The following is a 24737-nucleotide window of genomic DNA, read 5'->3' on the forward strand; positions in this document are numbered from 1 at the left end:
ATAATCTCACAACAATAAAACAATCACCGATGTGAGCAGGAAGAGAAATCATGAAGACAATCACCCCCACGCCCCCCGCCCATTGCACCTTTGATCCAGAGGACTGGCTGCGGCTGGCCCGCTGCTGGCACCCGGTGGCCCGCGCCTGCGATATTACCGGCGCCCCGGTGAAAGCCACCCTGCTGGACGAACAGCTGGTTATCTACCGTATTAAAGGCCAGGTGGTGGTCGCCCGCGACGTCTGCCCGCACCGCGGGGTGCCGCTGACCCTGGGGTTTCATGAAGAGGAAGGCATCGTCTGCCCCTATCATGGCCTGCGCTTTGGCGAGGATGGCCGCTGCAACCGCATCCCCTCCAGTCCGGGGCAACCCATTCCGGCCAAACTGCATCTCACCAGCTTCGCCGTGGAGGAGCGCTACGGGCTGATCTGGACCTGCCTGGCCTGCGATCCGGACAATCCGCCGCCGTTACCGACCATGCCGCACTGGGACGACGCCGGCTTTCAGCAAATCAACTGCCCGGCCTTCGAGGTAAAGGGATTTGCCGGCCGCCAGGTCGAAGGCTTTCTCGATGTCGCCCACTTCGCGTGGATCCACACCGACACCTTCGCCGATCCGGACAACCAGCAGGTGCCGGACTATACCCCGCAGGAGACGCCGTTCGGCTTTGTTGCCGACTACTGGAGCTCGGTGGGCAATTACCCGGCCAGCTCCGATTTCCGCGCGCCGGAAGGGTTCCAGTGGCTGCGTCACTTTGAAATGCATCTGCCGTTCACCGCTACGCTGACCATCCATTTTCCCGCCGACGCCAGGCTGGTGATCATGAACGCCGCCTCGCCGGTGTCGTCCCGGGTGACGCGGATGTTTGCACCTATTGCCCGCAACTTCGATCTGCACGTGCCGGTGGAAGACGTACATGCGTTCAACCTGCGGGTATTTGAAGAGGACCGCCTGATGGTCGAGACCCAGCGTCCGGAACGGTTGCCGCTGGATCTGACCCTGGAGGCGCATATTCCGGCGGACCGCAGCTCTATCGCCTACCGGCGCGGGCTGAAGAAGATGGGCTTTGGCGATTTCTTTCTGGTATGAGTGGAGGTCATATGCGCGACATACTCCCGGTGGTGGTCGATGGCCTGTGGCGCCAGGGCGCGAAAAATTTGGCCGTTCGTCTGGTGAGCGCCGAGGGGCAACCGCTGCCGGCGTGGACGCCCGGCTCCCATATCGATCTCCATCTTCCCTGCGGGCTGATCCGTCAGTACTCCCTGACCGGCAGCCCGGCCGAACAGGATCGCTATCTGCTCTGCATCGCCCGCGAGTCGCAGTCTCGCGGTGGCTCCCGTTATATTCATGACACCCTGCGCCCGGGACAGCCATTGATGATCTCTGCCCCGCGCAACCACTTTCCGCTGCACGAGGGCGGCCATGTGGTGCTTCTCGCCGCCGGGATCGGCATTACGCCGCTGCTGGCGATGGCCCACGCCCGGGCGGCGTCCGGCGCCAGCTTTACGCTGCACTATTACGTTAGCCGTGCGCAGGAGGCCGCCTTCGCCACCGAGATCGCCCGCCAGCTGAGCGGGGGAATCTGCCAGATCCACTGCTCAGACGAGGGGCAGAGTCCGCGCCAGCGGCTGGCGCAGGATCTGGGGGCTCCGGACGCCGACACCCGGGTCTACTTCTGCGGTCCGCCCGGATTTATGGCCCGGGTTCGCGATACCGCGCGGGCGGTCGGATGGGAGGAGGCGCAATTGCACAGCGAAGCGTTCCAGCCGCCCGCCCCGACGGCGGCGTCGGCGGCGGATGGAACCTTCACCATCACCCTCGCCTCCACCGGGGAGCGCTGGCCGGTGCCGGGGGACAAAACCATCGCCCAGGTGCTGCAGGAGCATGGCGTCGCGGTGCCGCTCTCCTGCGAGATGGGGATCTGCGGCGCCTGCCTGACGCCGGTACGCGAGGGGACCGTCGACCACCGGGATACCGTGCAGTCGGAGGCGGAAAAACAGGCCGCAGAGCAGCATATTGCGCTGTGCTGCTCCCGCAGCCTGTCGGCCAATTTAGTTATCGATCTCGCGGGATAAGCGGCCCGTCACCGGCTGGTCGGCGCGGGCGACCGGTTTCACCCGTACGGCGGCGAAGACAATCACCATCGCGCTCAACAGCAGCAGACCGCTGCCGGTGAAGACGCCGCTGGCGCCGTGCAAATCAAACACCGCCCCGCCGCCGGCGGCCCCGGCGCTGATGGCCAGCTGAATAGAGGCGACCAGCAGACCGCCCGCGCTTTCTGCTTCATCCGGCACGGTGGTGGCAAGCCAGGTGGACCAGGCCACCGGCACCAGGCCGAAGGCAAATCCCCACAGGGCGACCAGCAGCCCGGCCAGCACGGTCAGATGGCCAAACGTCACCATCAGCAGCGCCAGAACGCTCATCATCAACGGCACCAGCGCCAGGGTGAGACGCAGGCTACGGCTCAGCAGATAGCTCGCCACCGAAGTGCCGATAAAGTTAGCGATACCGAAGCCGAGCAATATCAGCGAAACCCCTTCGACACTGGCCTGCGCGACGGTCTCAAGGAACGGCCGCAGGTAGGTAAAGAAGGCGAAATGGCCGCTGAAAATCAGGATCGTCGCCAGCATGCCGCCCAGCATACCGGGACGGCGCAGCACCCTGAACAGCGTGGAGAAGGTCCCGACGCTCTCCGGGCGCATGGAGGGCAGCACCCACAGCTGCCAGAGCAGCGCCAGCAGGCTGGGTATCGCACAGAGAATAAACACGTTGCGCCAGCCGATCAGCTCCCCGAGGTAGCTGCCGAGAGGCGCGGCCACCACCGTGGCGACAGACACCGCGGAAAAGATGATCGCCAGCGCCTTTGGCACATGGGCCGCCGGCACCAGACGCATCGCCGTGGCGGTGGACATCGCCCAGAAGCCGCCGATGGCGATCCCCAACAGCAGACGGCCCAGCAGGAGAAACGCCAGCGAATCGGCAAAAGCGACCATCAGGCTGGAGACTATCTGCAGCACGGAAAAGAACATCAGCACCCAGCGGCGATCGATATTGCGGGTGGCGGTGGCGATCAGCAGGCCGGTAACTAACGCCACCAGCGCCGTCGCGGTGACCGCCTGTCCGGCCATCCCTTCACTGACGCCGAGGCTGCTGGCCATCGGCGTTAACAGGCTGGCGGGCAGAAACTCGGCCACGATCAGGCCGAACACCCCGAGGGCCAGGGCATAGACGGCGCGCCAGGCAGGTTTGGCGGGAGACAGGCTCGCGTCAGCAGCTATGCAGGAACTCATATACAACTCTCCAGGTTTATTAACATCCTGGTCATCTTAGGGACTTACTTTCGGACGATATATGATGCATACTCTTCAGTTATTGATTATTCGTCCGGAATTACCATGAGCCAGCCTGCCATCGACCTGACCAGCGAACTGTTGCGCGGTATGCGCCTCTCCGGCGTTAACTACCGGCGCATCGAAACCGCACGCCCGTTCGGCGTCGGCTTTAGCGCCGTGGCGGGTAAAGCCCAGTTCCATTTCATCAGCCGCGGGCCGGTGCTGCTGCGCATGGCCAGCGGAGAACAGTTCACCCTCGAGAGCGGCGATGCGCTGTTTATTCCCAACGGCGACGGGCACGCCCTGCTCTCGGATCCGCAGGCCACGGTGGTCAATGTGGCGCAGCTGCCCAGCGAAACGGTGTGCAGCACGGTAAGTTGTATCAACGCTGGCGACCAGCCTGACTGCCCGGAGCGCGCCGTCATTTTCAGCGGTTGTATGGACTTTGAGCTCGGCGGCATGCAGCCGCTGGTGAAGGCCATGCCCGAGGTGATGCGGGTCAGCAGCCTGCTAAACACCTGGCCGGAGATCCAGCCGCTGTTGGTAGCGATGGAGCGGGAATCGCTCACCCGCCAGGCAGGCTATGCCGGGATCCTCGCCCGGCTGGCGGACGTGGTGGCCGCGCTGATTGTCCGCGGCTGGGTAGCGTGCGGGTGCGGCAACGCCACCGGCTGGGTACAGGTCCTGCGCGATCCCCGGCTGGCGAAAGCGATCTACGCCATGCATCAGCGCCCGGGGGTCAACTGGAAAGTGGAAGATCTGGCGCGGGAGGCGGGTCTTTCACGCTCGCTGTTCGCGGAACGTTTTCTTGCCGCCACCGGCACCACCCCCGCCCGCTATCTCACCGAGCTGCGTATGCGGCTGGCGGTGCAGTACATCACCCATGAAGGCCAGGCGCTGGAAACGGTCGCCTTCAGCCTCGGGTATCAGTCGCTGGCGGCCTTCAGCCGGGCTTTCAAACGCATCACCGGCCAGCCGCCGGGAGCCCTGCGCGCCACGGCACGCTAGAGTCAGCCTTTATGTAAAGCGATACACGCCGTTGCCGACACGAAAGCGCTGCCCCTTAAGCGCCGGGTTGGCGACGCGGAACACCAGTTCGGTCAGCTGGTTGGCAGCCCCTTCACGGAAGATAAATTGCCGGCCGCCCACGTCCAGTCCCTGCTCCCCCAGTGGCGGAAAGCCCAGCAGCGCCTGCCAGCGATCGCGCACCGCCTGCGGATTGACCACCTCGAACACCGCCTGCTCAAGCGTAATGTCGCCCAGCGGATGCGGCGCGTCCAGCCTCTGGGCGCGCAGCCGCGTCAGCCGGGTGGCGTCGTCTTCTTCCCACTGCAGCACAAAGGGATAGACCAGCCCGTCAGTGTCGCCATAGATGGTGAAGATCCGCCAGCGGATGATATTGCTCTGCGGATCGTTGCGCTGGCCATCGACAATCGGTGACACTGTCACCCCTGTACGACGCAACTGGTCATAGGTGGCGTCGATGTCGTCGCTGCGCAGCGCCACCCGAAACAGCGCCTCATTCTCCGGCAGCAGCCGTGCGGCGTCGCGCGAAAGGAGGAATTTGTCCGTCGCGGCGCGCAGTTCGTCCGGGTCGGCAATGGCGAGGAATTCGATATACGTCAGGCCAAAATAGCTCAGCGCATTACGGGTTCCCCACCCCGGATGCCGCCCTCCGGCCACCGCCCGCAGCTGCTGCCCGGCAAAGATTTCAATCGCCGCTTCCGGCTGATTCACAAACTGTACTGCGTGGTCCCACTGCAAGGTTGCCATGATCTCTCCCGCGATTGTGCCTGGTCAGGCGCCTGCGGCAAAAGATAGTGCTGGGGTGAAGGGAATGGCAAACAAGAATTAAATATATCGAAAGCAGGATAGGTAATTTATATCAACGCGGTATGTCGCATCTGACGGGCGATGAAACGGCGGGCAAAGAACCGCCCGCCACGGGGTCAGACCGACCCTTCTTTCTCAATCACCAGAATACGCGCCGCCCCCTGCGGGTGAGCGACATGCTCGCATCCCACCCCGGCGTAGAAGATATCGCCGGCGTTTAGCATGATGATCTGCTCCTCGCCGTCGACTTTCACATGCATCGCCACCTGACCATCCATCACGGCAAACACCTCCTGACCATCATTGATGTGCCAGATATAGGGTTGGTCGGTCCAGTGCAGACGCACGGTGGTGCCGGAAAAATTGGCAATATCCAGCGCGCCCCACGCGCGGTCGGCGGTGAAATCTTTACTGCTCCAGCTCTGCATGATGGTGTCCTGTGGTAAGGGTTATTTTTTCTGCCAGTTTGCCCAGGGATCCGCTTTCTCCACCGGCGCGTCATCATCAAGGGAGGCGAGATACATAGCCTCCACCTCTTTGCGCGCCCACGGCGTCCGGCGGAGAAATTTGAGGCTGGACTTAATGCTGGGATCGCTTTTAAAGCAGTTAATGTTGACCTGGCGGGCCATTTCCGCCCAACCATAGCGCGCCACCAGGGCATTGAGCAGCGCTTCCAGGGTCACGCCGTGCAGGGGATCTTTCGAGCTGTGCATTACGATACGTCCGTTCCGCATTAAAAAGTGCGCCTACCTTACTGGCTCTCACCGACGGGCGCAACCGGCTTCATTACGCGCTTCGCGCCTATATCTATTTAATGCAAAAGCACTGAACCCCGCGCGGTCATAAATTAGAAAATAACGTTATTGGTTGCTTATTTGGCCTTGAGGCAAGCTGTGTTCAGCCCCGGACAGAGGAAATCACCATGCGCTGCTGTTGTGCCCGAACCCAGAAACTGAATCAACCCATAACTTATTACCCCGTTTTCGGAGAACACAATGAACGCGACCACCCTGCCGATTCTCGATCTGGCCCGCTACGCGGACCCCGCGGATAAAGCGGCCTTCCTGGCCGACCTGCGTCATGCCGCCCGCGACATCGGCTTCTTCTATTTGATCAACCACGGTGTCGACGACGCGCTTCAATATGAAGTTCAGCGCCAGTCCCAGCGCTTTTTTGCTCTCGATGAGGCGCAAAAACAGCAGGTGGCGATGATCCACTCCCCCCATTTTCGCGGCTATAACCGCGCGGCCTCTGAGCTGACGCGCGGCCAGCCTGACTGGCGAGAACAGTTTGATATCGGCGCCGAACGTCCGGCGCTGACCCTCAGCGACGACGCCCCGCGCTGGCAGCGCCTGCAGGGTCCGAATCTGTGGCCTGCCGCCCTGCCGTCGCTTAAACCGGTATTACTTCACTGGCAACAGCAAATGACCCAGGTGGGCATCCGCCTGCTGCGCGCCTTTGCCGAAGCCCTGCAGCTCCCGGAGAATGCTTTCGATCAGCTCTACGGCGACAAACCCAACGAGCATATCAAACTGATCCGCTACCCCGGCCAGCAGGAGACCCAAAGCAGCCAGGGCGTCGGCGCCCATAAAGATTCGGGGTTTCTCAGCTTCCTGCTGCAGGACGAGCAGAAAGGACTGCAGGTAGAGGTCGCGCCTGGAGAATGGATCGACGCCGTGCCGCTGGCCGGCAGCTTTGTGGTCAATATTGGCGAACTGCTGGAGCTGGCGACCAACGGGTATTTGCGCGCTACCGTCCATCGCGTGGTGTCGCCGCCGGCGCAGCAGCAGCGCCTCTCCATCGCCTTCTTCCTCGGCGCCCAGCTTGACGCGGTGGTGCCGGTTTACACCCTGCCGCCCGAGCTGGCGCGTGAAGCGCGAGGGCCGGACAGCGACCCGCACAATCCGCTGCTGCGCGATGTCGGCTGGAATTATCTCAAGGGCCGTCTGCGTTCCCATCCGGACGTGGCGGAACGCTACTATCAGGACGTGTTTCGCGAACGCGCCGAGCAATTGATCGTTTAACCATAACTAAAAAGGAACACACCATGAAATATGCCGCTTTTAAACTGGCAGGAGTCGCACTGTCTCTTTCTCTGGCATGGACGTCTGCCCAGGCTGCCGCGCTGCGCGTCGCCGCGGACCCGGTTCCCCACGCGGAGATCCTCAACTACATCAAAAAAATCGATCCCAGCCTCGATCTGAAGGTGGTGGAGCTGACCAGCGGGGTCAACGCCAATGAACTGCTGGCCAGTGGCGATGTGGATGCCAACTACTTCCAGCATGTCCCCTACCTGAAGGATCAGGAGAAAGCGCTGGGTAAAACCTTTGCCGTCGCGGCCACGGTGCATATTGAGCCGCTGGGGATCTACTCGCATAAGCATAAAGATTTCTCATCACTGCCGGAAAACGCCACCGTGGCGGTGCCGAATAACACCACCAACCTGAGCCGGGCGCTGTTCCTGCTGCAGGCGCAGAAGCTTATTAAGCTGGATCCCAAATTTACCGATCCGGCCACCACCCTGGCGACGCCGAAGGATATTGTCGAGAACCCGAAACACCTGAAGATTCTGGAGATTGAATCGCCGCAGATCCCGCGCTCCCTCGATGATGTCGACCTGGCGGTGATTAACGGCAACTACGCGCTGGAAGCCGGCCTGGTGCCAGCGAAGGATGCCCTGGGGCTGGAAAGCGCCGAGCATAACCCGTACGCCAATATTCTGGTGACCACCCCAGCCCTGGCGAATGACCCGCGCATTAAGGCGCTGGCGAAAGACCTGACCTCGCCGCAGGTGGCGGAGTTTATCCGTAAAACCTATAACGGCTCGGTGATCCCGGTGGTCCCTCAGTCATGATAACCATCGAAGGGCTGAGCAAAACCTACGCCGGAACCGGCCGACCGGCGCTGAACGATATCGCGTTGCAGATACCGAAAGGGGCAATATACGGCATTCTCGGGCGCAGTGGCGCCGGCAAAAGTACGCTCATCCGCTGTCTCAATTTACTGGAGCGGCCCACCTCGGGCCGCATTCTGGTGAACGGACAGGATATTACCCAGTTGAACAAGGCGGCGCTGCGGGATTATCGCCTGCGCACTGGGATGATTTTCCAGCACTTCAATCTGCTGCATGCCCGCACCGTCGCTGACAACGTCGCGGTGCCGCTGGAGATTGCCGGAGTGCCGAGGGCCGCTCGCGAGGCCCGGGTGCGCGAACTGCTGGCGCTGGTGGATCTCAGCGAAAAGGCCGCCGCCTTCCCGTCGCAGCTTTCCGGTGGGCAAAAACAGCGCGTCGGCATCGCCCGGGCGCTGGCCGCCCGGCCGGAAGTGCTGCTGTGCGATGAGGCGACCAGTGCGCTGGATCCCGAGACCACCGCCTCGGTGCTGGCCCTGCTGGCGGATATTAACCAGCGCCTCAATCTGACCATTGTGCTGATTACGCACCAGCTGGAGGTGGTGAAAACCATCTGTGACCACGCGGCGCTGCTGGAACAGGGCGAGATTGTCGAAAGCGGTAAACTCGCCGACCTGCTGGTGACCCCATGGTCGCGGCTGCGCCAGTCGCTGCTGCACGACCCGCAGGCTGAACAGGAATTTCTTACCCGCCACGGCGTTCAGGGGAGGCCATTATGCGGAGTAGCATGAGCTGGGAAGATTTGTGGCCGTTATTACTCGACGGCACGCTGGATACGCTTTATATGGTGGGCCTGGCGGCCCTGTTTACCGTGCTGATCGGGTTGCCCACCGGCGTGCTGTTATTTATTTCCCGCGCCAACGGGCTGGCGCCGATGCCGAAACTGAACGCGCTGTTAGGCGCGGTGATCAACATCGGCAGGTCGCTGCCGTTTATCGTGCTGCTGATCGCCCTGATCCCCTTTACCCGCCTGATCGTCGGCACCACGCTGGGCAGCACCGCCGCCATCGTGCCGGTAACCATCGGCGCCTTTCCGTTCTTTGCCCGTCTGACGGAAAACGCGCTCGACGAGGTGGACTACGGGAGAATTGAAGCCATTCTGTCGATGGGCGGCAACGTCTGGCACGTGATTTTTAAATCCCTGCTGCCGGAAGCCCTGCCAACGCTGCTGGCCGGGATCACGCTAACCATCGTGATGCTGATTGGTTTCTCCTCCATGGCCGGTGTGATCGGCGGCGGTGGACTCGGCGACCTCGCCATCCGCTACGGCTATCAGCGGTTTAATAATGAAGTCATGTTTGGCACAGTGCTGATCCTGGTGGCGATGGTCCAGGGGGTGCAAATGGCCGGCGATCGGCTGGTGCGTAGCCTGGCCCACCGCCGCTAGCCGTCAGTCATTAGTTCCAGCCGCTCTCTGCCGCCAGCTGGCGGACCAGAGTGGCGGCGTCACACTCGCGGATCAACCCCACCCCCTGCCCGGCCCAGTGGGCGCCATACTCATGGACACCCTGGGCTTTCGCGGCGGCGGCCAGTGCTTTGCCGATATCATACGCCAGCGGATAATCCGGCACGGCGCTCGCCGGATAGCCTTCCCCCAGCGCACAGAAGGCATTCGCCAGACAGCGTGCCGGACGCCCGGATATCGCGGAGGTCAGCACCGTACGCCCGTCAAGACTGTTGTGGATCGCCGCGCGGTAGCCGGCGTCGGCGGCCGATTCCGGACACAGTAAAAACGCCGTACCGAGCTGTACGCCCTGCGCCCCCAACTGCATCACGCTGGCGATCCCCGCTCCGTCCATGATGCCTCCGGCGGCCACCACCGGGATGGTTAGTCGACGCCGCAGAAGTTGCACCAGGGTGAAGGTGCTCAGCTGCGCGTCAGGCGCCTGCGGAGCAAAGATCCCCCGGTGCCCACCCGCCTCATAGCCCTGAGCGACCACCACGTCGATCCCCTGCTGTTCAATCAGCAGCGCCTCCTGGAGCGAAGTCGCTGTTGCCAGGGTAACGATCCCCTGCCGCCGCAGACGCTGGATCGTCTCACCTTCAGGAAGACCAAAATGAAAGCTCACCACCGCCGGCGACAGGTCGAGAAGCAGCTCCAGCATCGGCGCATGACCGATAAATGTCTGGTAGATCTCGCTTAACGAATCCGGTGGCGTACTGCCATAGCGGGCAAAATGGGGACGTAATGTTGTTGCCCAGTCGGCTTCCCGCCGGGCGTCGCGCCGGGGCGGCGCATGGCAGAACAGATTGACATTGAACGGACGGTCCGTCAGCTGGCGGGTGGCGACTATCATCGCTTCCGCCTGGGCAACGGTTGAAGCGCCCAGCCCCAGCGAGCCCAGCGCACCGGCATTACTTACCGCGGCAGCCAGCGCGGGGGTGGAGACGCCCGCCATCGGGGCCTGAATCAGGGGATAATCAATATCAAGAAGCGAAAGCAGCGGGTTGCTCATGGTTTCCTCATGCATTAACGATGCTGGAGGCTTACCATCTCCTTTAAAGATGGTAAGATCAACATTATTATCGTATTGAGAAGAAAAATATGAACCACAGCACACTCGAGATCTTCATTCAGGTGGCAGAAACGCAGAGCGTCACCCAGGCAGCAAAACGGCTGGGCCGCGCACAGTCCAATATCACGACCCGCATTCAGCAGCTGGAAGAGGAGCTTGCCGTTGAGCTCTTCGTTCGCGGCAACAAAAAAATGGTGTTGTCCCCGGCAGGCGTGCAGTTTCTCAGCTATGCCCGGCGGATCCTGAGCCTGGCGGAAGAGGCAAAGCAGGCTCTGCATCCGACAACCCCAGGCGGCAGTCTGCGTCTGGGCGCGATGGAGGCGACCGCCGCCAGCCGGCTGCCGCCGCTGCTTACCCGCTTCCAACAGCAGTGCCCACAGGTGGATATCACCCTCATCACCCAACCGACCCGCCAGTTAACCGAGGGGGTGTTAACCGCCGCCCTTGATGCCGCGCTGGTCTGCCTGCCGCCAGGGGCCGATGGGCAACCTGCCTGTCCCGCCGAACTGGCATTCACCCCGGTGTTTTATGAAACCCTGATGCTGGTCCGTCCGCAGACCCCGGGTCCGCTGCGGTTCGCGGCATTTGCCAGCGGCTGCAGCTACCGCGCGCTGGGAGAACGCTGGCTGGCGGAACAGCAGGCGGCCGTCGAGGTGCATGAGGTCAATTCCTATCACAGCATGCTTGCCTGCGTGGCGTCCGGGCGCTACGCCTGCCTGCTGCCGCAGAGCGTGCTGTCGCTGATGACGCTTCCCGAAAACTGCCTTAGCGAACCGCTGTGCGAGGCGACCACCCAGCTTATCTGGCGCAGCGGCTTGAGCGCCCCCGCCCTGAGCGAGTGGCGCAAGCTGCTGCAAAGCGTGGCGATTGGCTAAGCCTGGCGTTCGGTAAAGACCAGCCCTGCGGCAATCAGCAGCGCCAGCGCCGCGGCATAGAGCGCCGGGTTAAATGAAGCCGCGATCTGATACAGCGCGCCGGCGATAAGCGGCCCGGCAATCTGTCCCACACCGTACAGTGCAGTCATCGCGGCAATCATATTGAAGCTCACCTGATGGCTGAGACTTTTCGCCTTCGGTAGCGCAATGGTTACGGTGCCCATAAAGGTAAAGCCCACCAAAAGCGCGCTTAGCACGCAAAACAGCAATGAAGCGCTGCAGGCTGGAAGGATCACGCCAAGCGCCTGGACGAGCAGGTTGCGGGTCAGCGCTTGCCGGTATCCCCACTTTAGCACCAGCTTATGCCAGATGAGGCAGGACGGCGCGGCCGCCAGACCAAACAGCGCCCACAGATGGACCGGGTCAACGCTCTGCAGCGAACCGGACAGAAACAACGGCAGATAAGTGGCGGTGATGATATAGCCGAAGCCCGCCAGACCGTAAACCATCAAGAGTCGCCACGCCGCGCGACGGGTATCGCTCCCGGACGCAGGCAGGGAGGTCTCAACATGGGAAACCCGCACCAGTGCAGCCGGCGGAGTCAGCAGCCAACGGATCGCCAGCGCCAGCAGCAGACCGGCGCATAATGCGCTGAGCAGCCAGATCTGCTGGCTGGTGAGGCTCAGGGCATGTCCAAGGGCGATCCCCTCCGCTGAGATAAATATCCCCAGCCCCACCCCGGCATACAGCAACGGCGCCCCGTGATGATGCCCCATATGTTCCAGCAGCCACAGCGAACCTGCAATCAGCGTTATCGCGCTCAGCGCGCCGGCGACGGCGCGCAGCGTAATAATGGTCCACGGCGAGCTCACCCAGGCCAGCAGCGCCAGGCTGGCGATGGTCAACCCGGCGGAGATAATGCTCAGTCGGGTGGCGGCCCCAGGCTGCACCCGCGCCAGCAGCAACGCACCGACCAGATAGCCAGCGTAATTGGCCGACGCGGCGAGATTGCCCTCGTGCAGGGTTAACAGACCTTCATTAAGCATAAGCGGCAGCACGCCGGTGAAGGCAAAGCGCCCGTAGCCCATGCCGATCATCAGTACTATCGATCCAGCCAGTGCCAGCCATAAGGCCTGGCGCGATTGGTTATTCATCCACCACCCCACAGTGATTCTCAATTTAAGAATAATAATATTGAATGATTCTTTTTTTATTATGATGAAGAGGTATTGTTGGCGCAAGGCGGATGTTAATCCGCTATGGTATTTACAGAGAGAAGGTGGCGCCTGGGCACGGCTTAACACACGCCGGGCCGATTTACCGGTACAGTATCAACTCAACTTATGCTCACGGGAGTCATTATGTCGTTCTGTCATATGCGCATTGCCAGGCCGGTCAGCGAACTGGACACCACCGCCAGCATGTATTGCGCCGGGCTGGGACTCGAGCCGCTCGGCAGCTTTACCGATCATGAAGGATTCAGCGGGATAATGCTCGGCGCGCCCGAAGCGGGCTGGCATCTGGAATTCACCCACTGCCGCCACCATCCCGTCACCCCCTCGGCAGGCGATGAAGATCTGCTGGTGCTGTACTATCCGCAGCAGGCGGCATGGGAGGCACAGTGCGCAGCCATGGACGCCGCCGGATTTCTGCGCGTTACGGCGTTTAACCCTTACTGGGAGGTCAATGGCGTCACTTTCGTCGACCGGGACGGCTACCGCACGGTATTGCAAAACCGCGCCTGGGGCATGGTGTGTGATTCGTCGGGTATGGCGGCGAGCTGACGCTGAGCGAGGCGGGCGTTAAGCGCTGTAAAAGCAGTTATTTACATTCGTACAAATATCGTTCCCGTCGGTTACCGATAAAACGCTGTCGCGCCTCGCCAGCGCCCTCACGGCGCGCTATGCTACACATCCCGTTGTATTAACCTCTTATCCCTATGAGCACTTCCGTCAGCACTACACAACTCAATTTGCGCATTATTTCGATCGTTGTTTTTACCTGTATCTGCTATCTCTCCATTGGTCTGCCGCTGGCCGTACTGCCGGGCTATATTCACTATCAGCTGGGCTACAGCACCTTTGTGGCCGGAATTGTGATCAGTCTGCAGTACATATCGACGCTGATAAGCCGGCCGCACGCCGGGCGCTATACCGATATCTGGGGGCCGAAAAAAGTGGTCAGCCTTGGGATCGTCTGCTGCCTGCTCAGTGGCGCCTTCACGCTACTGGCGGTAGTCCTGCAGGCAACGCCGATGCTGGCCATTGCCGCGCTGCTGGCGGGCCGGGTGTTTCTCGGCGTCGGCGAGAGCTTTACCGCCACCGGCGCCACCCTGTGGGGGATCAAAACCGTCGGCGCGATCCACACGTCACGGGTTATCTCCTGGAACGGCGTGGCGACCTATGTGGCGATGGCGGTCGGGGCGCCGCTGGGAGTTACCCTCAATCACTATTTTGGCATCAGCGGCTTTGCTACGGTGGTAGTGCTGGTCGCGGCCATCGGTCTGCTGTTCGCTCGTACCCGCCAGGACGTCAAGGTGAACGCCGGCGCCAGAGCGCCCTTTCACGCGGTGGTGCGAAAAATCTGGCCTTACGGCCTGGGGCTGGCCTTTGGCACCGTCGGTTTCGGCGTTATCGCCACCTTTATCACCCTCTACTTCGCCGCGCACAGCTGGCAGGGCGCCGCGTTTACCCTTTCGCTGTTCAGCGTCGGCTTTATCTGCGTTCGCCTGGTGCTGGGAAATACCATTACCCGCTTTGGCGGAGTCCCGGTCTCCCTGGCCTGCTTCATCATCGAAAGTCTCGGCCTGCTGCTTATCTGGCTGGCGCCATCAGCATGGATGGCCGGCGTCGGCGCCTTTCTCACCGGTTCGGGTTTCTCGCTGGTCTTTCCGGCCTTAGGGGTTGAGGCGGTAAAGCAGGTGGAAGAGCAAAATCAGGGAACCGCCCTCGGCACCTACTCGGCGTTTCTTGATCTGGCGCTGGGCCTGACCGGGCCGCTGGCCGGCTGGGTCGCCGGGTTCTACGATCTCGCCACGCTGTATCTGCTGGCGGCGATCGTGGTGGCGCTCGCATTCCTGCTGATTTTCCGCGTACATCGGCAACAGCGGCTTGTCGCCAGAGAGTAGTGTGGCCCGGCTCGCGGGCTGCCGCGGTCCGATGACGCCGGCAAAAAATGAATCGGCAATTGACGACGATTCGGCTTCCGTGCCAACATCCCGTCAGCGTCTGGCAACAGATGCATGGACGGTACTGGTAGACAACAGAGTTCGCGCAACGATCCAGCCCGGTACCGTAGTCCAATCCGAATCACTGACCCACACGGTGAATTCCTGATTCTGGCGGGAAACACAGACATGCACCAAAGTTTTAATCAGCGCGTTCATTTCTATTACTGCGTCCTGGTCGCGCTGAAGATGCACGGAAAATCGAAAAAAGCGGGTGGTATCAGGGGAAAGAATAACTTTCTGCTGAAATGGCTGCGCCGGGCGCAGGATAACAACATTTTTCCTCCCGATATCACCAGTGAAATCGAATGGCTGCGAGGAAAAATTATTCAGGCTGGCTATGACACCGATCTCGAGCCGATGCTGGATTTTGTCTACGCCACCGCCAGCCGCGCCGAGGCGCTCAAAAACGCCGAATAGGCTCCTGCGCCCGCCACGGGCGCAGAGACGTTCCCTGCCATGTCTCAATCCCAGGTTCGGCCAACAGCGCAGGCGCAATCCAGCCACGTTCTATTTTGTGACACTGTCACGCACAAAGGTGACCGCTGAGGTTCATTAACCGCTGACATGCCGCCTGACGCGTTCTATGCTTTCCCCTGTCTCCCTCCTCACACAGGAACTGCACCCGATGGCCGACTGGAATCCTTCGTTGTATCTGCAATTTGACGCTGAACGTACCCGCCCCGCGGCCGACCTGCTCTCGCGTATTGCCCATCTGCAGGTCGAGCACGCCGTCGACCTCGGCTGCGGGCCGGGAAACAGCACCCGCCTGCTACGCGCCGCCTGGCCGTTGGCGACGATCGTCGGTATCGATAACTCCCCGGCCATGCTGGTCCAGGCGGCGCAGGCCTTGCCCGACTGCGAATTCATTGATGCCGATATTGCCCGCTGGCGGCCTGCGCAACCGCCAGATGTGATCTATGCCAACGCCTCTCTGCAGTGGCTGACGGATCATGAGACGCTTTTCCCCCATCTGGTAAACCAGCTGGCGGACAACGGAACGCTGGCAGTGCAGATGCCGGATAACTGGCAGGAACCTTCCCATACCCTGATGCGTCAGGTTGCCAGCGAGATGGGGTTGCCGGACCGTGGACGCCAGCCGTTACTCCCGCCCGCCGCCTGGTACGATCTGCTCAGCCGCCAGAGTTGCGAAGTTGATATCTGGCGCACCACCTATTTTCATCCCCTTGCTTCTCATCAGGCGATTGTCGACTGGCTGCAGGGCACCGGGTTACGCCCCTATCTGGCAGGCCTGGACGAGCAGGCCGGAAGCGCGTTTCTCACACGCTATCTCGCATTGCTGGCCGCATACTATCCGTTACAGTGTAACGGGAAGGTGCTCCTGCGTTTCCCACGGCTGTTTATCGTGGCGCGAAAGATCGCCGCCTGACCGTTGGGATAGGTGGGCAGAAAAGCGGAGTGATGAAAGGTGTAAAGGATCGGCTATACCATCCTGATTTTCAGGATTGATAATCCCGAACGTTGCGATATTCAATATCTTAGTCAGCGTGCGACAGTGATGACTCCTTTAACCTGCAAAGAGAATCACTATGAGTACTCCTCCTGTCGATCGCCGAACGCTGGCTGCTATCGCGCCAAAGCTAGCCGAGCTGACCGAAACGGTGCTGTTTGGCGATATCTGGGCGCGTAGCGAGCTGTCGCCCCGCGAACGCAGCCTGATCACCCTTTCCGCCCTGACGGCGCAGGGCAAAACTGAACAGCTGCCGTGGCACATCGCGTTCGGCTATCAGAATGGCCTGAGCCGGGAAGAAATTGTCGAATTGTTTACCCATCTGGCGTTCTATGCCGGTTGGCCGGCGGCGGCCAGCGCCCTGACCTGCCTGAACGCGCAGGAGGCGTCATGCCCTTGACCCGAATTTCGCTTGGCACCGCCTGGCGTCCCGCGGAGTTTGCTCAATTGTCGGCGCTCTTTCATGAGTGTCTGGTGGCGGAGTTCGACGTTCCGTCAGCAGATAGATTTCAGTTTATCGAACGGGCCGCCGATGAGCAGCGCATTTACGACCCGCACTACCTCAGCGAAGGACGCAGCGCCCGCTTCGTGCTGTTTCATATTTTCGCCGGAAAACCGCGCAGCCGGGCGCAGAAACAGGGACTCTATCGTCGGCTCTGCGCGCGGTTAGACGATGAGATGGCGGTCAGCCCGCAGGACGTGATGGTGGTTATCCAGTTTAACCAACTGGAGGACTGGAGTTTTAGCGCAGGGAAGATGGCGGATGAATGAGACAGGCGGCGCCGCAAGAGGCGCCGCGTTTCAGCACTATATCATTTGCTACCATGCACAACAGCGATCGTTCCATGAATCACGATACATGATGTTCCCTTCTGTGTATATCCAGGTGATCGTCTCATAACGGAAATCAATGTCTTCAAGGTGAGTACTTGTCATTCCGGCCGGATGTAAATTTGGTGTGATTGCCGTAATCTTAATATTCGCCATCGCTATGTTAAAATATTCAACTTCCAGTCCCGCCTCATTTATTCTGTACATTTTTAGCGTTGCCGATCTTAATGTTCGACCTTCACAAAGAGCCCTAAATAGCAAAGGTGTTGTTCTGTCAAACTCTTTTTGAATTTTAACCGGTGTATGAAGACGGGTTCCCGTCAGCTTTCCTGTATTATTATCGGTAGGTAACCAAACATGATGATTCACTGCGCGCAATTCGATGGAACCCGTGCGTGTGGGCATCAGGCAAGAACCTATAATAGGCGAATCATTCTCATCAGTTAACCATAAATATGCTGGATTTGACATTACCCCTCCTCTTTCATATCAGTTTTTAACTTTAAACCAAACGACAACGTGAAACCCAATGATTAATAAAACAAAAAGTCCTATTAAGTTAATGGCAATGTCAGGAAAAAGAGAGACTGCAATCATGCTAAATATAATGATTAATAATACAATACCCCATCCCCATAAAAAAAGAATGAATTCTTCTTTTAACCATCTTTTCAAGAAATCCATCCATTCACCTCATTAATTTAATAAGTAATTCAGCAAGTTCATCATCAGAAATAATCATCGGATTTAAATAAGGAACGCCTGTGATGACAGGTTCGATGAGAAAGTACATCATCTCCAGATGGTTAGCGTATAACGCATTGTAATAAAATGAATTATGCATTTTCAAATTGTCAGCGCTATTAGCGGCATCCTGAATCAATCCATACACGTTTAATACCACTGCGGTAGCAGTTACACTCCCTTTAAGGACTAATGACCTTGCCCTGTTGATACGCCCATATACAACAGTATTAAACCTGGAAGTCTGGCAAATCATGGTTGCTACTGCCATGATTAAAATACGATTAGTTAATCCTGAAGATGATATGTAAACTCCCGCGCCGACAAGCTTCTTGAGAATATATTGAGCTTTTTCTTCTTTTTTATTTTGAAAGTAGGTTTCTATATATATTTTAATCATTTGGAAAATGATATCACGGCTTTTAACTAACTGCGCCAGCCCTGCAATAAATCTTGTGTCCTCTTGCTTTAACTTAGAACAAACATCCTGATAATTATCCATTAAGCAGGAAGTATAATACGAAGCACGGGTTATACCATTTCCCATTTGATTCAGTGTATCAATAACATTCTTTTTTACTCCAGCAAATGCTTCATCAAATTTCATGGCAAGAATACGCTCCGCCTCGATTGAGGTAATGATGAAATTCCTATAATACATAATTAGATCCTTCCTTTATTAGATCATTCATTGTTCCGGCACATATTTCTTATGATCATCTGGCCTTTCAATATACTTATAAAACGATGGCCTTGATAGTAATATTGACTCTACTCTTTTGTTTATATTCCCTCGCACCCTGCCCGGTTTAAAATATCTCGGTTAGCTATTACTTCGTATTGTTTCATATTTTCGCTGGAAAACCGCGCAGCTGGGCGCAGAAACAAGGACTCTATCGTCGGCTCTGCGCGCGGTTAGACGATGAGATGGCGGTCAGCCCGCAGGACGTGATGGTGGTTATCCAGTTTAACCAACTGGAGGACTGGAGTTTTACGCAGGGAAGATGGCGGATGAATGAGACAGGCGGCGCCGCAAGAGGCGCCGCGTTTCAGATGATATAATTTACTACCACGCGAGATGATGCACCAGCGAGAGATCCCAGGCCGTTGCCAATAGCGAAAGAAACATAATCACATTGACCACTGTTTCAAGACGTTTTTCCATCGTTGCTTCTCCTGAGCCTGTTTCCCCTGTTATAGCGGGAAAAGCTTAACAACCTCTTACCGCTTCAGGACTCAAGCGTGATCCTGTAGCGTACGTAATCGTCAGCCGGGGTAAACTCATCATACAGATGACGGGCGGGATTATCACGGCGCGTATGCCAGTACAGCCGCGACCAGCCTTTGTCCGCCCCTTCGCTTTGCAGCGACTTAATCATGGTTCTGGCAATACCCTGTCCACGGAAGGCGGGATCGACAAACAGATCCTCCAGATAGCAGATCGGCGTGGTAACCCAGGTTCCCTCATGAAGAACACAGATAGCGAAGCCGACCACCGCATCATCCACCACCGCGACTCTACCCAATACAGACGAGTTTACATCCAGCATCCGCTGCCAGGTGCATTCGGTCACCTCTTCCGGCTGCGGGCTACCGTAAAAACGAGTGTAGCCTTGCCAAAGCTGAAGCCATTCGGCTTTGTCGTGGGGCCGTACTTCCCGGATATCGATGACCATGAGAGTTTCCTTACAGATGAATGCATTAGCCTGCGAATATTGGCAGGAGATATGAGTTGAGGTCATTATTTTCCTGCGCAGATATTTGTTCAAGCTCTTCGGCCATAATTCACCTGCTGTTCGGAACGATTTGGCACTAAAAAGCCGTATGCAGAGGAGCCACTGACCGGCTGTTACAGGTTAGTATAATAGTATGTTGTAACTAATAAAAATCCTGCACAACCCGGCCGCAGCCGGGTGTTTAGATGGACTATCAGCAAAGAGGTTTGACGGCGTTGCGCATACCGCAGGTCAGGATAGCGTCAAGGTCGGCAGTCACCAGCTCCACCAGCCCCGGGATCTGGCTCAGATCCTGCTGCCAGTGATCCGCCACGCTGAGCACGGCGGTGACCAGCTCGCGAGTGCTCATCTGGCCATCGCGATGGCGGGCCCACAGCGTTTGATAGCGCGATATCCAGTCGGCGTCATCCTGTACTGGATAGCTCTCACCATCCCGCTCTCCCCGGTAAAAGGCGATCAGCGCCGCCAGGGCAAAGGTCAGACGCGGCGGCAGGGCGCCATGCGCTTTCTGCCCCGCCAGCAGCTGCGGCAGAATACGGGTGCGGTACTTGGTCATGCCGTTGAGCGCAATCGAGAGCAGCTGATGTTTAATATAGGGATTACGGAAGCGCCCTGTCACGGCGCTGGCGAATGACACCAGCTCATCGCGCGGCAGATCCAGCACCGGAATAATCTCGTCATAAATCGCCTTTTCGACAAACGCGCAAATCTCCGCGTCGTTCATCGCCTCACCCACGGTGTCGATCCCGGCCTGGAAGGCCACCGGCACCAGCGCGGTGTGCGCCCCGTTGAGGATCGCCACTTTGCGCTCTTTATACGGCTTAATATCGTCCACAATGCGCACATTCAGCGGCAGTTTATCGAGACGCAGCTCGGCCTCCAGCGAGGCAGGTCCCTGGATAACGAACAGGTAGAAATGCTCAGCGGTATCAAGGAAAGCATCTTTATAGCCGGTCTGCGCCTCGAGAGCCGCCACTTCATCACGCGGATAGCCGGTCACAATGCGATCCACCAGCGTCGAACAGAAGGTATTCGCTGAGGTCAGCCAGGTGATAAATGCCTGCGGCAGTTCCCATTCGCTAGCATAGCGCAGCACCAGCGCCTGCAGCGCCTCGCCGTTATAATCGATCAGCTCGCAGGGAATAATCACCCATCCCTTGTCGGCCGCACCGGCGAAATGCTGGTAACGCTCAAACAACAGACGGGTCAGTTTCGCCGGATAACTGACCGGCGGCGCGTCGTCAAACCGATCCCCGGCATGGTAGCTGATGCCCGCCTCGGTGGTGTTGGAGAAGACAAACCGCATCTCCGGGTTATGCGCCAGGCGTAAAAAAGCGTCGAAGTCTGCGTAAGCGCTGATCTCCCGGTTGACCGAGCGGATAAGACGCGCATCGCTGACCGCTTCGCCCTGCTCGTTCAGGCCGCGAATAATAGTCGTGTACAGGCCATCCTGGGTGTTCAGCGAAGGCGGAAAATCTGTGGCGATAGGCCGCACGACCACGATGCCCGCATTCAGGTCGGTATGCTCGTTGAGCAGGTCGATCTGCCAGTCAACGAATGCGCGCAGGAAGTTACCTTCCCCAAACTGGATGATACGGTCAGGGTACTGCGCGCCGGGGAAATCACGACGGTTTAAAGTTTTCACAATGGGTTCCCTCTAATAGTAGTCATACAACCTGAGTAATTGGTCCAATAAGTTATCAGGTTTTGCTACCAGTGAAACCCTGTTTTGATCAAAGCAATCTGCAATAGCGGCCGTCAGGGCAGAAACTTATAGAATAGTGAGGTGGCAGTCATTTCGCCGTCGGGCATCAGCGCATAGCGCGGAATTTCCCCCACTTTTTCCCAGCCGCAGCGGGCATAGAACTGTTCCGCCCCGCTGCCGGTCGCCGTGTCCAGCACCAGCACCGTCTTCCTTTCCCGCCGGGCAATGCGCTCCAGCTCGCTCATCAATGCCTGGGCGATCCCCTGGCGGCGGACATTTTGGTGAACCAATAATTTGGCGACATCCGCTCGATGGGGCTGGTTTTCCGGTTGACTGGTGATAAGTTGCACGGTGCCAACGGGACGTTCCTCCGCGTCGAAGGCGGCCAGCACAATGCGCTCCCCGGCCGCCACGCTGTCGGCAGTGCGTTGCCAGAACGTTATCGCCGTTTGCGGCGCGAAAGGCAGCATAAAGCTCACCGAGGCGCCGCCGTTGACGCAGCTTGCCAGGATCTCGCTTAATGCCGGGAGGTGATGGAGAATATCGTCACGCGAGAGCGTGCGCAGTGAAAAGGATGTGGTCATAAAAGCTCCCTGTTATCGACCACATCACTATGTTTTTAACCAAAAATTAGCACAAGTAGGATCCCGATAGGATTTTCTTATGGCGCGCTTTCGGTCAGCGTCGGCATACAAATTTGGTTACGACCGCTCTGTTTGGCTTTCACCATCTCATCGTCCGCCGCCAACAGCAGCTGGTTAAACAGCTCGGTGATGCGGGCGTGGCCTACCTCGCGCGTCTCCAGTCCCAGACTGATGGTCAGGTGGATCGGGTTCTGGCCCAGGCCGAAAGGCTGCGACTCCACCCCGTGACGGATCTTTTCCGCCAGCAAATAGCCCTGCTGGGCGCTGTCGACGACGGCGGCCACCGCAAACTCTTCTCCGCCGATACGGGCCACCATCCCCTGCTCACCCACCAGCTGTCGAACCTGCTGGGCAAACTGGGTCAGCACGCAATCGCCGCCTTCATGGCCCAGAGCATCATTCACCCGTTTGAAGCCATCGATATCCAGCACCATCACCGTCAGCAGCTTATCCGCCGGCAGCGTCTGACGCTTCAACGCTTCGCTCAGTCCGGAACGGGAATAGACGCGGGTCTGAAAGTCAAAATCGGCGCGCAGGGCCAGCTGCTTCACCAGCGTGTTAATCGCTTCGACACTGGATGCGACAATCACCGGGCTAATCAGCATGGCGGCAATTCCGAGGCGGGTGGAGAACAGCTGCCACGGCTGCATTCGCGCATCTGGCGAAAAGTGAATTAACGAATTAGCGACCAGCAGTATTTCGCCGATGCCAGTGAGAAAAGTCAGCAGACAGGTCAGCGGCAGCGGATAGCGTACAGCGCACCAGATCAAAGCCGGTAACGGGAAGGTAATGCTGCCCGCGCCGCCTACCGCCAAGCCAAGCGCAATTGACAGGACCAGCGCCAGCACCGGCAGCAGCTGGCGAAAGCGAAAACCGCTTAATGCCGAAGGCAGCGTCAGGGTCAGAATAAAGGGCAGGATTAATACCGCCGTTGAGAACTGTTCGCTAAACCAGTCCGCCAGCTGGGGAACGAAGGTGGCGCGTTCAACATCCACCGACCCCAGCGCGCCGACCGCTGCGCACAGTAAGGCGGCTAACAGGCAGAAACAGAATAAATTAAGCGCGTTTATCGGGCCCGGCATGGAGTCGGCGCGACGTTTATCCCACAGCACCAGCTGCGCCAGCGTCACAATAAAGACAATATTGGAAAAGTTAATCAGCAATGAGGCAAAGCCCATACCCCAGCGCGAGGTTAATCCGTCATAGACCAGCATTGCCGCAAAACAGACGGCATAAAAATAGCTGCGGTTAAGCCATACATAGCGTGCAAAAATCCCGGCCATCACTGCATTGAGCGGCCAGAAGAAAGAGAGCTCCTGCACCAGACGCAGCATAGCGCCAAGAAAATGCAGCAGTAGCGTTAACGTAAATAAGACCAATGCATCGCGCACGGGTTGTTCTTCACGAAACAGCGTAAATGACCGAATCGACAGTGAAGACATTCAGTAATTATCCGTCTAATTGTTTCAGGAAATTATTATGTTAATAGTTAGTTAGCGGATTATCATAACATGAGAATATTTATCAGGCATACTCCGGCGCCGATCAAATGCAAATTAGCGCACAGACGGCGCATTCATTTGTAGCACCAGCCAGCGGTGGATGACCTGCACGATATAGTCCTGCTCCGGCTCGCTCAGCGCGCGGCCGTGGGGAATGGCATGCCATTTTTCCAGGCAGCCGCGACAGCAGGTAGCGGTCGCGTGCTGGGCGATAAACACCGGGTGACCGCGCATCGGCGTCTGCTTGCCATCATTGATCGGCGCAGCGGGCGCCAGCCGCTGGCGAATAAAGTCTGCGGCATGCCGATCGATAACCTCCGGTCCCTTATCGAGACAGTATTGCCGCTCTTTCCCCCCCAGACGGAAGCGTGAGCGAAACGTCGAGCGCGCCAGGCGCGCAAACAAGCGATCCTGATCGACCATCAGAACACCGACCTCCCCATCCGCTGAGTCAGTTTTTCCAGTATCGCCACGCCGGCCAGCGAGTTCCCGGCGTCGTCAAGCTCCGGGCTCCACACGGCGATCGCCATCTCCTGCGGGACAATCGCCACGATCCCGCCGCCGACGCCCGATTTCGCCGGCAGGCCAACGCGCCAGGCGAATTCACCGGCGTTCTGGTACATGCCGCTGGTCATCATCAGGGCATTAACCTGGCGGGACTGGATGGGCGCAATAACCGGCGCGTCGAGATGCGGGGCAATGCCGCGGTCGGCGAGAAACAGAAAGGTTCGCGCCAGCTCAACGCAGCTCATCTCCAGCGAACAGTAGTGGAAATAGTTCTGCAGCACGGTGGCGACGTCGTTATGGAAGTTACCAAAGGATTTCATCAGCCAGCCGATGGCGGCGTTGCGCGCCGAATGCTCAAACTCTGAGCGAGCCACCACCGGATCGTAGGCGATATCGGCCACGCCGCTCAGACGGCGGACAATCTCCAGCATCCGCTGACGCGGGGCGCTGAGCCGGCTCTGCAGCATGTCGCAGACCACCAGTGCCCCGGCGTTGATAAACGGGTTGCGCGGTTTGCCCTGCTCGATCTCCAGCTGCAGAAGCGAGTTAAAGGGCTGGCCGGAAGGATCTTTCCCCACCCGCTGCCAGATCTCCTCCTCCTGATAGTGGTTCATGGCAACCACCAGGCTCAATACCTTGGAGATTGACTGGATGGAAAAACGTTCATGGGCATCGCCAGCGGCAAAGTGCTGACCGTCCACCGTACTGATCGCGATACCAAGCTTGTCGCCGCTGACGCTGGCCAGCGCCGGAATATAATCCGCCACTTTTCCGCGGCCAATCAGCGGCCTGATTTCTGCCAGAATGGCTTCCAGCATTGCATTATTGATAACCGTCGCCACACGCGGCTCCTTGCCCACCATCAAAATTCGGTGGGCGAGTATAGCAGACGTGGACGACGGTCG

29 protein-coding genes and 1 pseudogene are annotated in these 24737 nt (G+C 58.7%); 15 read left to right on the forward strand and 15 right to left on the reverse strand.

The genetic code is table 11. From position 1 onward, the window contains the following. Window positions 1-50: 50 nt before the first annotated feature. On the forward strand, window positions 51-1088 hold the full coding sequence (gene hpxD / locus KB892_RS12340; RefSeq protein ID WP_004148366.1) for a molybdenum cofactor-independent xanthine hydroxylase subunit HpxD: 1038 nt from the start codon (window positions 51-53) through the stop codon (window positions 1086-1088). 11 nt (window positions 1089-1099) lie between these two features. Next, window positions 1100-2074, forward strand: coding sequence for a molybdenum cofactor-independent xanthine hydroxylase subunit HpxE (hpxE, locus tag KB892_RS12345; RefSeq protein WP_004199847.1), 975 nt, complete (start codon window positions 1100-1102; stop codon window positions 2072-2074). Here hpxE and KB892_RS12350 read toward each other — a convergent pair. Then, window positions 2051-3289 (reverse strand): MFS transporter, encoded by a 1239-nt coding sequence (locus KB892_RS12350; protein ID WP_002904776.1) that lies wholly within the window; start codon window positions 3287-3289, stop codon window positions 2051-2053. The two genes, hpxE and KB892_RS12350, sit on opposite strands and share 24 nt — an antisense overlap. A gap of 105 nt (window positions 3290-3394) precedes the next feature. Between KB892_RS12350 and KB892_RS12355 the strand changes: the two genes are divergently transcribed. Beyond that, a complete protein-coding gene (locus KB892_RS12355; RefSeq protein WP_004199846.1) occupies window positions 3395-4339 on the forward strand; it encodes an AraC family transcriptional regulator in 945 nt (314 codons plus the stop codon). A gap of 9 nt (window positions 4340-4348) precedes the next feature. Here the strand turns inward: KB892_RS12355 and KB892_RS12360 are convergent, their stop codons facing one another. From KB892_RS12360 to KB892_RS12370, 3 genes are all read right to left on the reverse strand, one after another. Further along, complete coding sequence (locus tag KB892_RS12360; RefSeq protein WP_004199845.1) at window positions 4349-5104, reverse strand: VOC family protein; 756 nt, start codon at window positions 5102-5104, stop codon at window positions 4349-4351. Window positions 5105-5280: 176 nt separating this feature from the next. Further along, complete coding sequence (locus KB892_RS12365) at window positions 5281-5592, reverse strand: cupin domain-containing protein (RefSeq protein ID WP_002904646.1); 312 nt, start codon at window positions 5590-5592, stop codon at window positions 5281-5283. Between the two features lie 21 nt (window positions 5593-5613). Further along, window positions 5614-5877, reverse strand: a complete 264-nt coding sequence (locus KB892_RS12370) for a VF530 family protein (protein WP_002904643.1) — start codon at window positions 5875-5877, stop codon at window positions 5614-5616. A 282-nt stretch (window positions 5878-6159) separates the two neighbouring features. On the opposite strand from KB892_RS12370, the gene KB892_RS12375 reads away from it, so the two are divergent. The 4 genes from KB892_RS12375 to KB892_RS12390 are packed head-to-tail and all read left to right on the forward strand — an operon-like array spanning window position 6160 to window position 9462. After that, window positions 6160-7188: an isopenicillin N synthase family dioxygenase gene (locus KB892_RS12375; protein WP_004143503.1), complete on the forward strand. Its 1029-nt coding sequence runs from the start codon at window positions 6160-6162 to the stop codon at window positions 7186-7188. A gap of 23 nt (window positions 7189-7211) precedes the next feature. After that, window positions 7212-8018 (forward strand): MetQ/NlpA family ABC transporter substrate-binding protein, encoded by an 807-nt coding sequence (locus KB892_RS12380; protein ID WP_004199843.1) that lies wholly within the window; start codon window positions 7212-7214, stop codon window positions 8016-8018. Next, the gene (locus tag KB892_RS12385) at window positions 8015-8806 is read left to right on the forward strand and encodes a methionine ABC transporter ATP-binding protein (protein ID WP_004176216.1); all 792 of its coding nucleotides are present in this window, start codon (window positions 8015-8017) and stop codon (window positions 8804-8806) included. Before KB892_RS12380 ends, KB892_RS12385 begins: the two co-directional genes overlap by 4 nt. Then, window positions 8803-9462 carry a methionine ABC transporter permease gene (locus tag KB892_RS12390; protein WP_004217626.1) on the forward strand — a complete coding sequence of 220 codons (660 nt, stop codon included), beginning with the start codon at window positions 8803-8805 and terminating at the stop codon, window positions 9460-9462. Before KB892_RS12385 ends, KB892_RS12390 begins: the two co-directional genes overlap by 4 nt. A gap of 10 nt (window positions 9463-9472) precedes the next feature. On the opposite strand, the gene KB892_RS12395 is transcribed toward KB892_RS12390, so the two are convergent. Beyond that, entirely contained in the window at window positions 9473-10531 is a 1059-nt protein-coding gene (locus tag KB892_RS12395) for an NAD(P)H-dependent flavin oxidoreductase (RefSeq protein ID WP_004184011.1), read from the reverse strand. Window positions 10532-10620: 89 nt separating this feature from the next. Between KB892_RS12395 and KB892_RS12400 the strand changes: the two genes are divergently transcribed. Then, the gene (locus tag KB892_RS12400; protein ID WP_004143508.1) at window positions 10621-11466 is read left to right on the forward strand and encodes a LysR family transcriptional regulator; all 846 of its coding nucleotides are present in this window, start codon (window positions 10621-10623) and stop codon (window positions 11464-11466) included. On the opposite strand, the gene KB892_RS12405 is transcribed toward KB892_RS12400, so the two are convergent. Next, complete coding sequence (locus tag KB892_RS12405; RefSeq protein ID WP_004199842.1) at window positions 11463-12620, reverse strand: YbfB/YjiJ family MFS transporter; 1158 nt, start codon at window positions 12618-12620, stop codon at window positions 11463-11465. The two genes, KB892_RS12400 and KB892_RS12405, sit on opposite strands and share 4 nt — an antisense overlap. 207 nt (window positions 12621-12827) lie before the next feature. On the opposite strand from KB892_RS12405, the gene KB892_RS12410 reads away from it, so the two are divergent. The 6 genes from KB892_RS12410 (at window position 12828) to KB892_RS12435 (ending at window position 16934) form a co-directional block, all read left to right on the forward strand. After that, window positions 12828-13250 (forward strand): VOC family protein, encoded by a 423-nt coding sequence (locus tag KB892_RS12410; protein ID WP_004199841.1) that lies wholly within the window; start codon window positions 12828-12830, stop codon window positions 13248-13250. Between the two features lie 155 nt (window positions 13251-13405). Beyond that, complete coding sequence (locus tag KB892_RS12415; protein ID WP_014343052.1) at window positions 13406-14593, forward strand: MFS transporter; 1188 nt, start codon at window positions 13406-13408, stop codon at window positions 14591-14593. 228 nt (window positions 14594-14821) lie between these two features. Next, entirely contained in the window at window positions 14822-15112 is a 291-nt protein-coding gene (locus tag KB892_RS12420) for a hypothetical protein (protein ID WP_002904624.1), read from the forward strand. A gap of 208 nt (window positions 15113-15320) precedes the next feature. Further along, window positions 15321-16082, forward strand: coding sequence for a trans-aconitate 2-methyltransferase (gene tam / locus KB892_RS12425; protein ID WP_004151628.1), 762 nt, complete (start codon window positions 15321-15323; stop codon window positions 16080-16082). Window positions 16083-16242: 160 nt separating this feature from the next. Further along, window positions 16243-16563 (forward strand): carboxymuconolactone decarboxylase family protein, encoded by a 321-nt coding sequence (locus KB892_RS12430; RefSeq protein WP_002904619.1) that lies wholly within the window; start codon window positions 16243-16245, stop codon window positions 16561-16563. Next, window positions 16554-16934 carry a tautomerase family protein gene (locus KB892_RS12435; RefSeq protein ID WP_002904617.1) on the forward strand — a complete coding sequence of 127 codons (381 nt, stop codon included), beginning with the start codon at window positions 16554-16556 and terminating at the stop codon, window positions 16932-16934. Before KB892_RS12430 ends, KB892_RS12435 begins: the two co-directional genes overlap by 10 nt. A gap of 48 nt (window positions 16935-16982) precedes the next feature. On the opposite strand, the gene KB892_RS12440 is transcribed toward KB892_RS12435, so the two are convergent. From KB892_RS12440 to KB892_RS12450, 3 genes are read right to left on the reverse strand one after another with little or no spacing between them, the layout of a single operon-like run. Beyond that, window positions 16983-17465 (reverse strand): Hcp family type VI secretion system effector, encoded by a 483-nt coding sequence (locus tag KB892_RS12440; RefSeq protein WP_002904614.1) that lies wholly within the window; start codon window positions 17463-17465, stop codon window positions 16983-16985. Between the two features lie 18 nt (window positions 17466-17483). After that, window positions 17484-17678: a hypothetical protein gene (locus KB892_RS12445; RefSeq protein ID WP_002904612.1), complete on the reverse strand. Its 195-nt coding sequence runs from the start codon at window positions 17676-17678 to the stop codon at window positions 17484-17486. A gap of 4 nt (window positions 17679-17682) precedes the next feature. Next, window positions 17683-18399 carry a hypothetical protein gene (locus KB892_RS12450; RefSeq protein ID WP_004151627.1) on the reverse strand — a complete coding sequence of 239 codons (717 nt, stop codon included), beginning with the start codon at window positions 18397-18399 and terminating at the stop codon, window positions 17683-17685. Window positions 18400-18572: 173 nt separating this feature from the next. On the opposite strand from KB892_RS12450, the pseudogene KB892_RS12455 reads away from it, so the two are divergent. Then, window positions 18573-18757, forward strand: a pseudogene (locus KB892_RS12455) (tautomerase family protein); the annotation flags it as partial. A gap of 210 nt (window positions 18758-18967) precedes the next feature. On the opposite strand, the gene KB892_RS12460 reads toward KB892_RS12455, so the two are convergent. The 6 genes from KB892_RS12460 to glsB all read right to left on the reverse strand — a co-directional run bounded on the left by KB892_RS12460 (window position 18968) and on the right by glsB (window position 24674). Continuing rightward, the gene (locus KB892_RS12460) at window positions 18968-19414 is read right to left on the reverse strand and encodes a GNAT family N-acetyltransferase (protein WP_002904604.1); all 447 of its coding nucleotides are present in this window, start codon (window positions 19412-19414) and stop codon (window positions 18968-18970) included. Between the two features lie 253 nt (window positions 19415-19667). Further along, complete coding sequence (locus tag KB892_RS12465) at window positions 19668-21119, reverse strand: tagaturonate reductase (protein WP_002904602.1); 1452 nt, start codon at window positions 21117-21119, stop codon at window positions 19668-19670. A gap of 113 nt (window positions 21120-21232) precedes the next feature. Further along, window positions 21233-21763: a GNAT family N-acetyltransferase gene (locus KB892_RS12470; protein WP_002904601.1), complete on the reverse strand. Its 531-nt coding sequence runs from the start codon at window positions 21761-21763 to the stop codon at window positions 21233-21235. Between the two features lie 77 nt (window positions 21764-21840). Next, window positions 21841-23265: a GGDEF domain-containing protein gene (locus tag KB892_RS12475; protein WP_002904600.1), complete on the reverse strand. Its 1425-nt coding sequence runs from the start codon at window positions 23263-23265 to the stop codon at window positions 21841-21843. 114 nt (window positions 23266-23379) lie between these two features. Continuing rightward, window positions 23380-23748 carry a DUF4186 domain-containing protein gene (locus KB892_RS12480; protein ID WP_002904598.1) on the reverse strand — a complete coding sequence of 123 codons (369 nt, stop codon included), beginning with the start codon at window positions 23746-23748 and terminating at the stop codon, window positions 23380-23382. Continuing rightward, a complete protein-coding gene (glsB, locus tag KB892_RS12485; protein ID WP_002904596.1) occupies window positions 23748-24674 on the reverse strand; it encodes a glutaminase B in 927 nt (308 codons plus the stop codon). Before glsB ends, KB892_RS12480 begins: the two co-directional genes overlap by 1 nt. Window positions 24675-24737 lie beyond the last annotated feature (63 nt).

The organism is Klebsiella sp. P1927 (assembly GCF_018204675.1).
Taxonomy (GTDB): domain Bacteria; phylum Pseudomonadota; class Gammaproteobacteria; order Enterobacterales; family Enterobacteriaceae; genus Klebsiella; species Klebsiella pneumoniae.

Excerpts from the sequence above, each read along its gene's own strand:
- hpxD (WP_004148366.1), top strand. The coding sequence starts at position 51 with ATGAAGACAATCACCCCCACGCCCCCCGCCCATTGCACCTTTGATCCA.
- hpxE (WP_004199847.1), top strand. The coding sequence starts at position 1,100 with ATGCGCGACATACTCCCGGTGGTGGTCGATGGCCTGTGGCGCCAGGGC.
- KB892_RS12350 (WP_002904776.1), bottom strand. The coding sequence starts at position 3,289 with ATGAGTTCCTGCATAGCTGCTGACGCGAGCCTGTCTCCCGCCAAACCT.
- KB892_RS12355 (WP_004199846.1), top strand. The coding sequence starts at position 3,395 with ATGAGCCAGCCTGCCATCGACCTGACCAGCGAACTGTTGCGCGGTATG.
- KB892_RS12360 (WP_004199845.1), bottom strand. The coding sequence starts at position 5,104 with ATGGCAACCTTGCAGTGGGACCACGCAGTACAGTTTGTGAATCAGCCG.
- KB892_RS12365 (WP_002904646.1), bottom strand. The coding sequence starts at position 5,592 with ATGCAGAGCTGGAGCAGTAAAGATTTCACCGCCGACCGCGCGTGGGGC.
- KB892_RS12370 (WP_002904643.1), bottom strand. The coding sequence starts at position 5,877 with ATGCACAGCTCGAAAGATCCCCTGCACGGCGTGACCCTGGAAGCGCTG.
- KB892_RS12375 (WP_004143503.1), top strand. The coding sequence starts at position 6,160 with ATGAACGCGACCACCCTGCCGATTCTCGATCTGGCCCGCTACGCGGAC.
- KB892_RS12380 (WP_004199843.1), top strand. The coding sequence starts at position 7,212 with ATGAAATATGCCGCTTTTAAACTGGCAGGAGTCGCACTGTCTCTTTCT.
- KB892_RS12385 (WP_004176216.1), top strand. The coding sequence starts at position 8,015 with ATGATAACCATCGAAGGGCTGAGCAAAACCTACGCCGGAACCGGCCGA.
- KB892_RS12390 (WP_004217626.1), top strand. The coding sequence starts at position 8,803 with ATGAGCTGGGAAGATTTGTGGCCGTTATTACTCGACGGCACGCTGGAT.
- KB892_RS12395 (WP_004184011.1), bottom strand. The coding sequence starts at position 10,531 with ATGAGCAACCCGCTGCTTTCGCTTCTTGATATTGATTATCCCCTGATT.
- KB892_RS12400 (WP_004143508.1), top strand. The coding sequence starts at position 10,621 with ATGAACCACAGCACACTCGAGATCTTCATTCAGGTGGCAGAAACGCAG.
- KB892_RS12405 (WP_004199842.1), bottom strand. The coding sequence starts at position 12,620 with ATGAATAACCAATCGCGCCAGGCCTTATGGCTGGCACTGGCTGGATCG.
- KB892_RS12410 (WP_004199841.1), top strand. The coding sequence starts at position 12,828 with ATGTCGTTCTGTCATATGCGCATTGCCAGGCCGGTCAGCGAACTGGAC.
- KB892_RS12415 (WP_014343052.1), top strand. The coding sequence starts at position 13,406 with ATGAGCACTTCCGTCAGCACTACACAACTCAATTTGCGCATTATTTCG.
- KB892_RS12420 (WP_002904624.1), top strand. The coding sequence starts at position 14,822 with ATGCACCAAAGTTTTAATCAGCGCGTTCATTTCTATTACTGCGTCCTG.
- tam (WP_004151628.1), top strand. The coding sequence starts at position 15,321 with ATGGCCGACTGGAATCCTTCGTTGTATCTGCAATTTGACGCTGAACGT.
- KB892_RS12430 (WP_002904619.1), top strand. The coding sequence starts at position 16,243 with ATGAGTACTCCTCCTGTCGATCGCCGAACGCTGGCTGCTATCGCGCCA.
- KB892_RS12435 (WP_002904617.1), top strand. The coding sequence starts at position 16,554 with ATGCCCTTGACCCGAATTTCGCTTGGCACCGCCTGGCGTCCCGCGGAG.
- KB892_RS12440 (WP_002904614.1), bottom strand. The coding sequence starts at position 17,465 with ATGTCAAATCCAGCATATTTATGGTTAACTGATGAGAATGATTCGCCT.
- KB892_RS12445 (WP_002904612.1), bottom strand. The coding sequence starts at position 17,678 with ATGGATTTCTTGAAAAGATGGTTAAAAGAAGAATTCATTCTTTTTTTA.
- KB892_RS12450 (WP_004151627.1), bottom strand. The coding sequence starts at position 18,399 with ATGTATTATAGGAATTTCATCATTACCTCAATCGAGGCGGAGCGTATT.
- KB892_RS12460 (WP_002904604.1), bottom strand. The coding sequence starts at position 19,414 with ATGGTCATCGATATCCGGGAAGTACGGCCCCACGACAAAGCCGAATGG.
- KB892_RS12470 (WP_002904601.1), bottom strand. The coding sequence starts at position 21,763 with ATGACCACATCCTTTTCACTGCGCACGCTCTCGCGTGACGATATTCTC.
- KB892_RS12475 (WP_002904600.1), bottom strand. The coding sequence starts at position 23,265 with ATGTCTTCACTGTCGATTCGGTCATTTACGCTGTTTCGTGAAGAACAA.
- KB892_RS12480 (WP_002904598.1), bottom strand. The coding sequence starts at position 23,748 with ATGGTCGATCAGGATCGCTTGTTTGCGCGCCTGGCGCGCTCGACGTTT.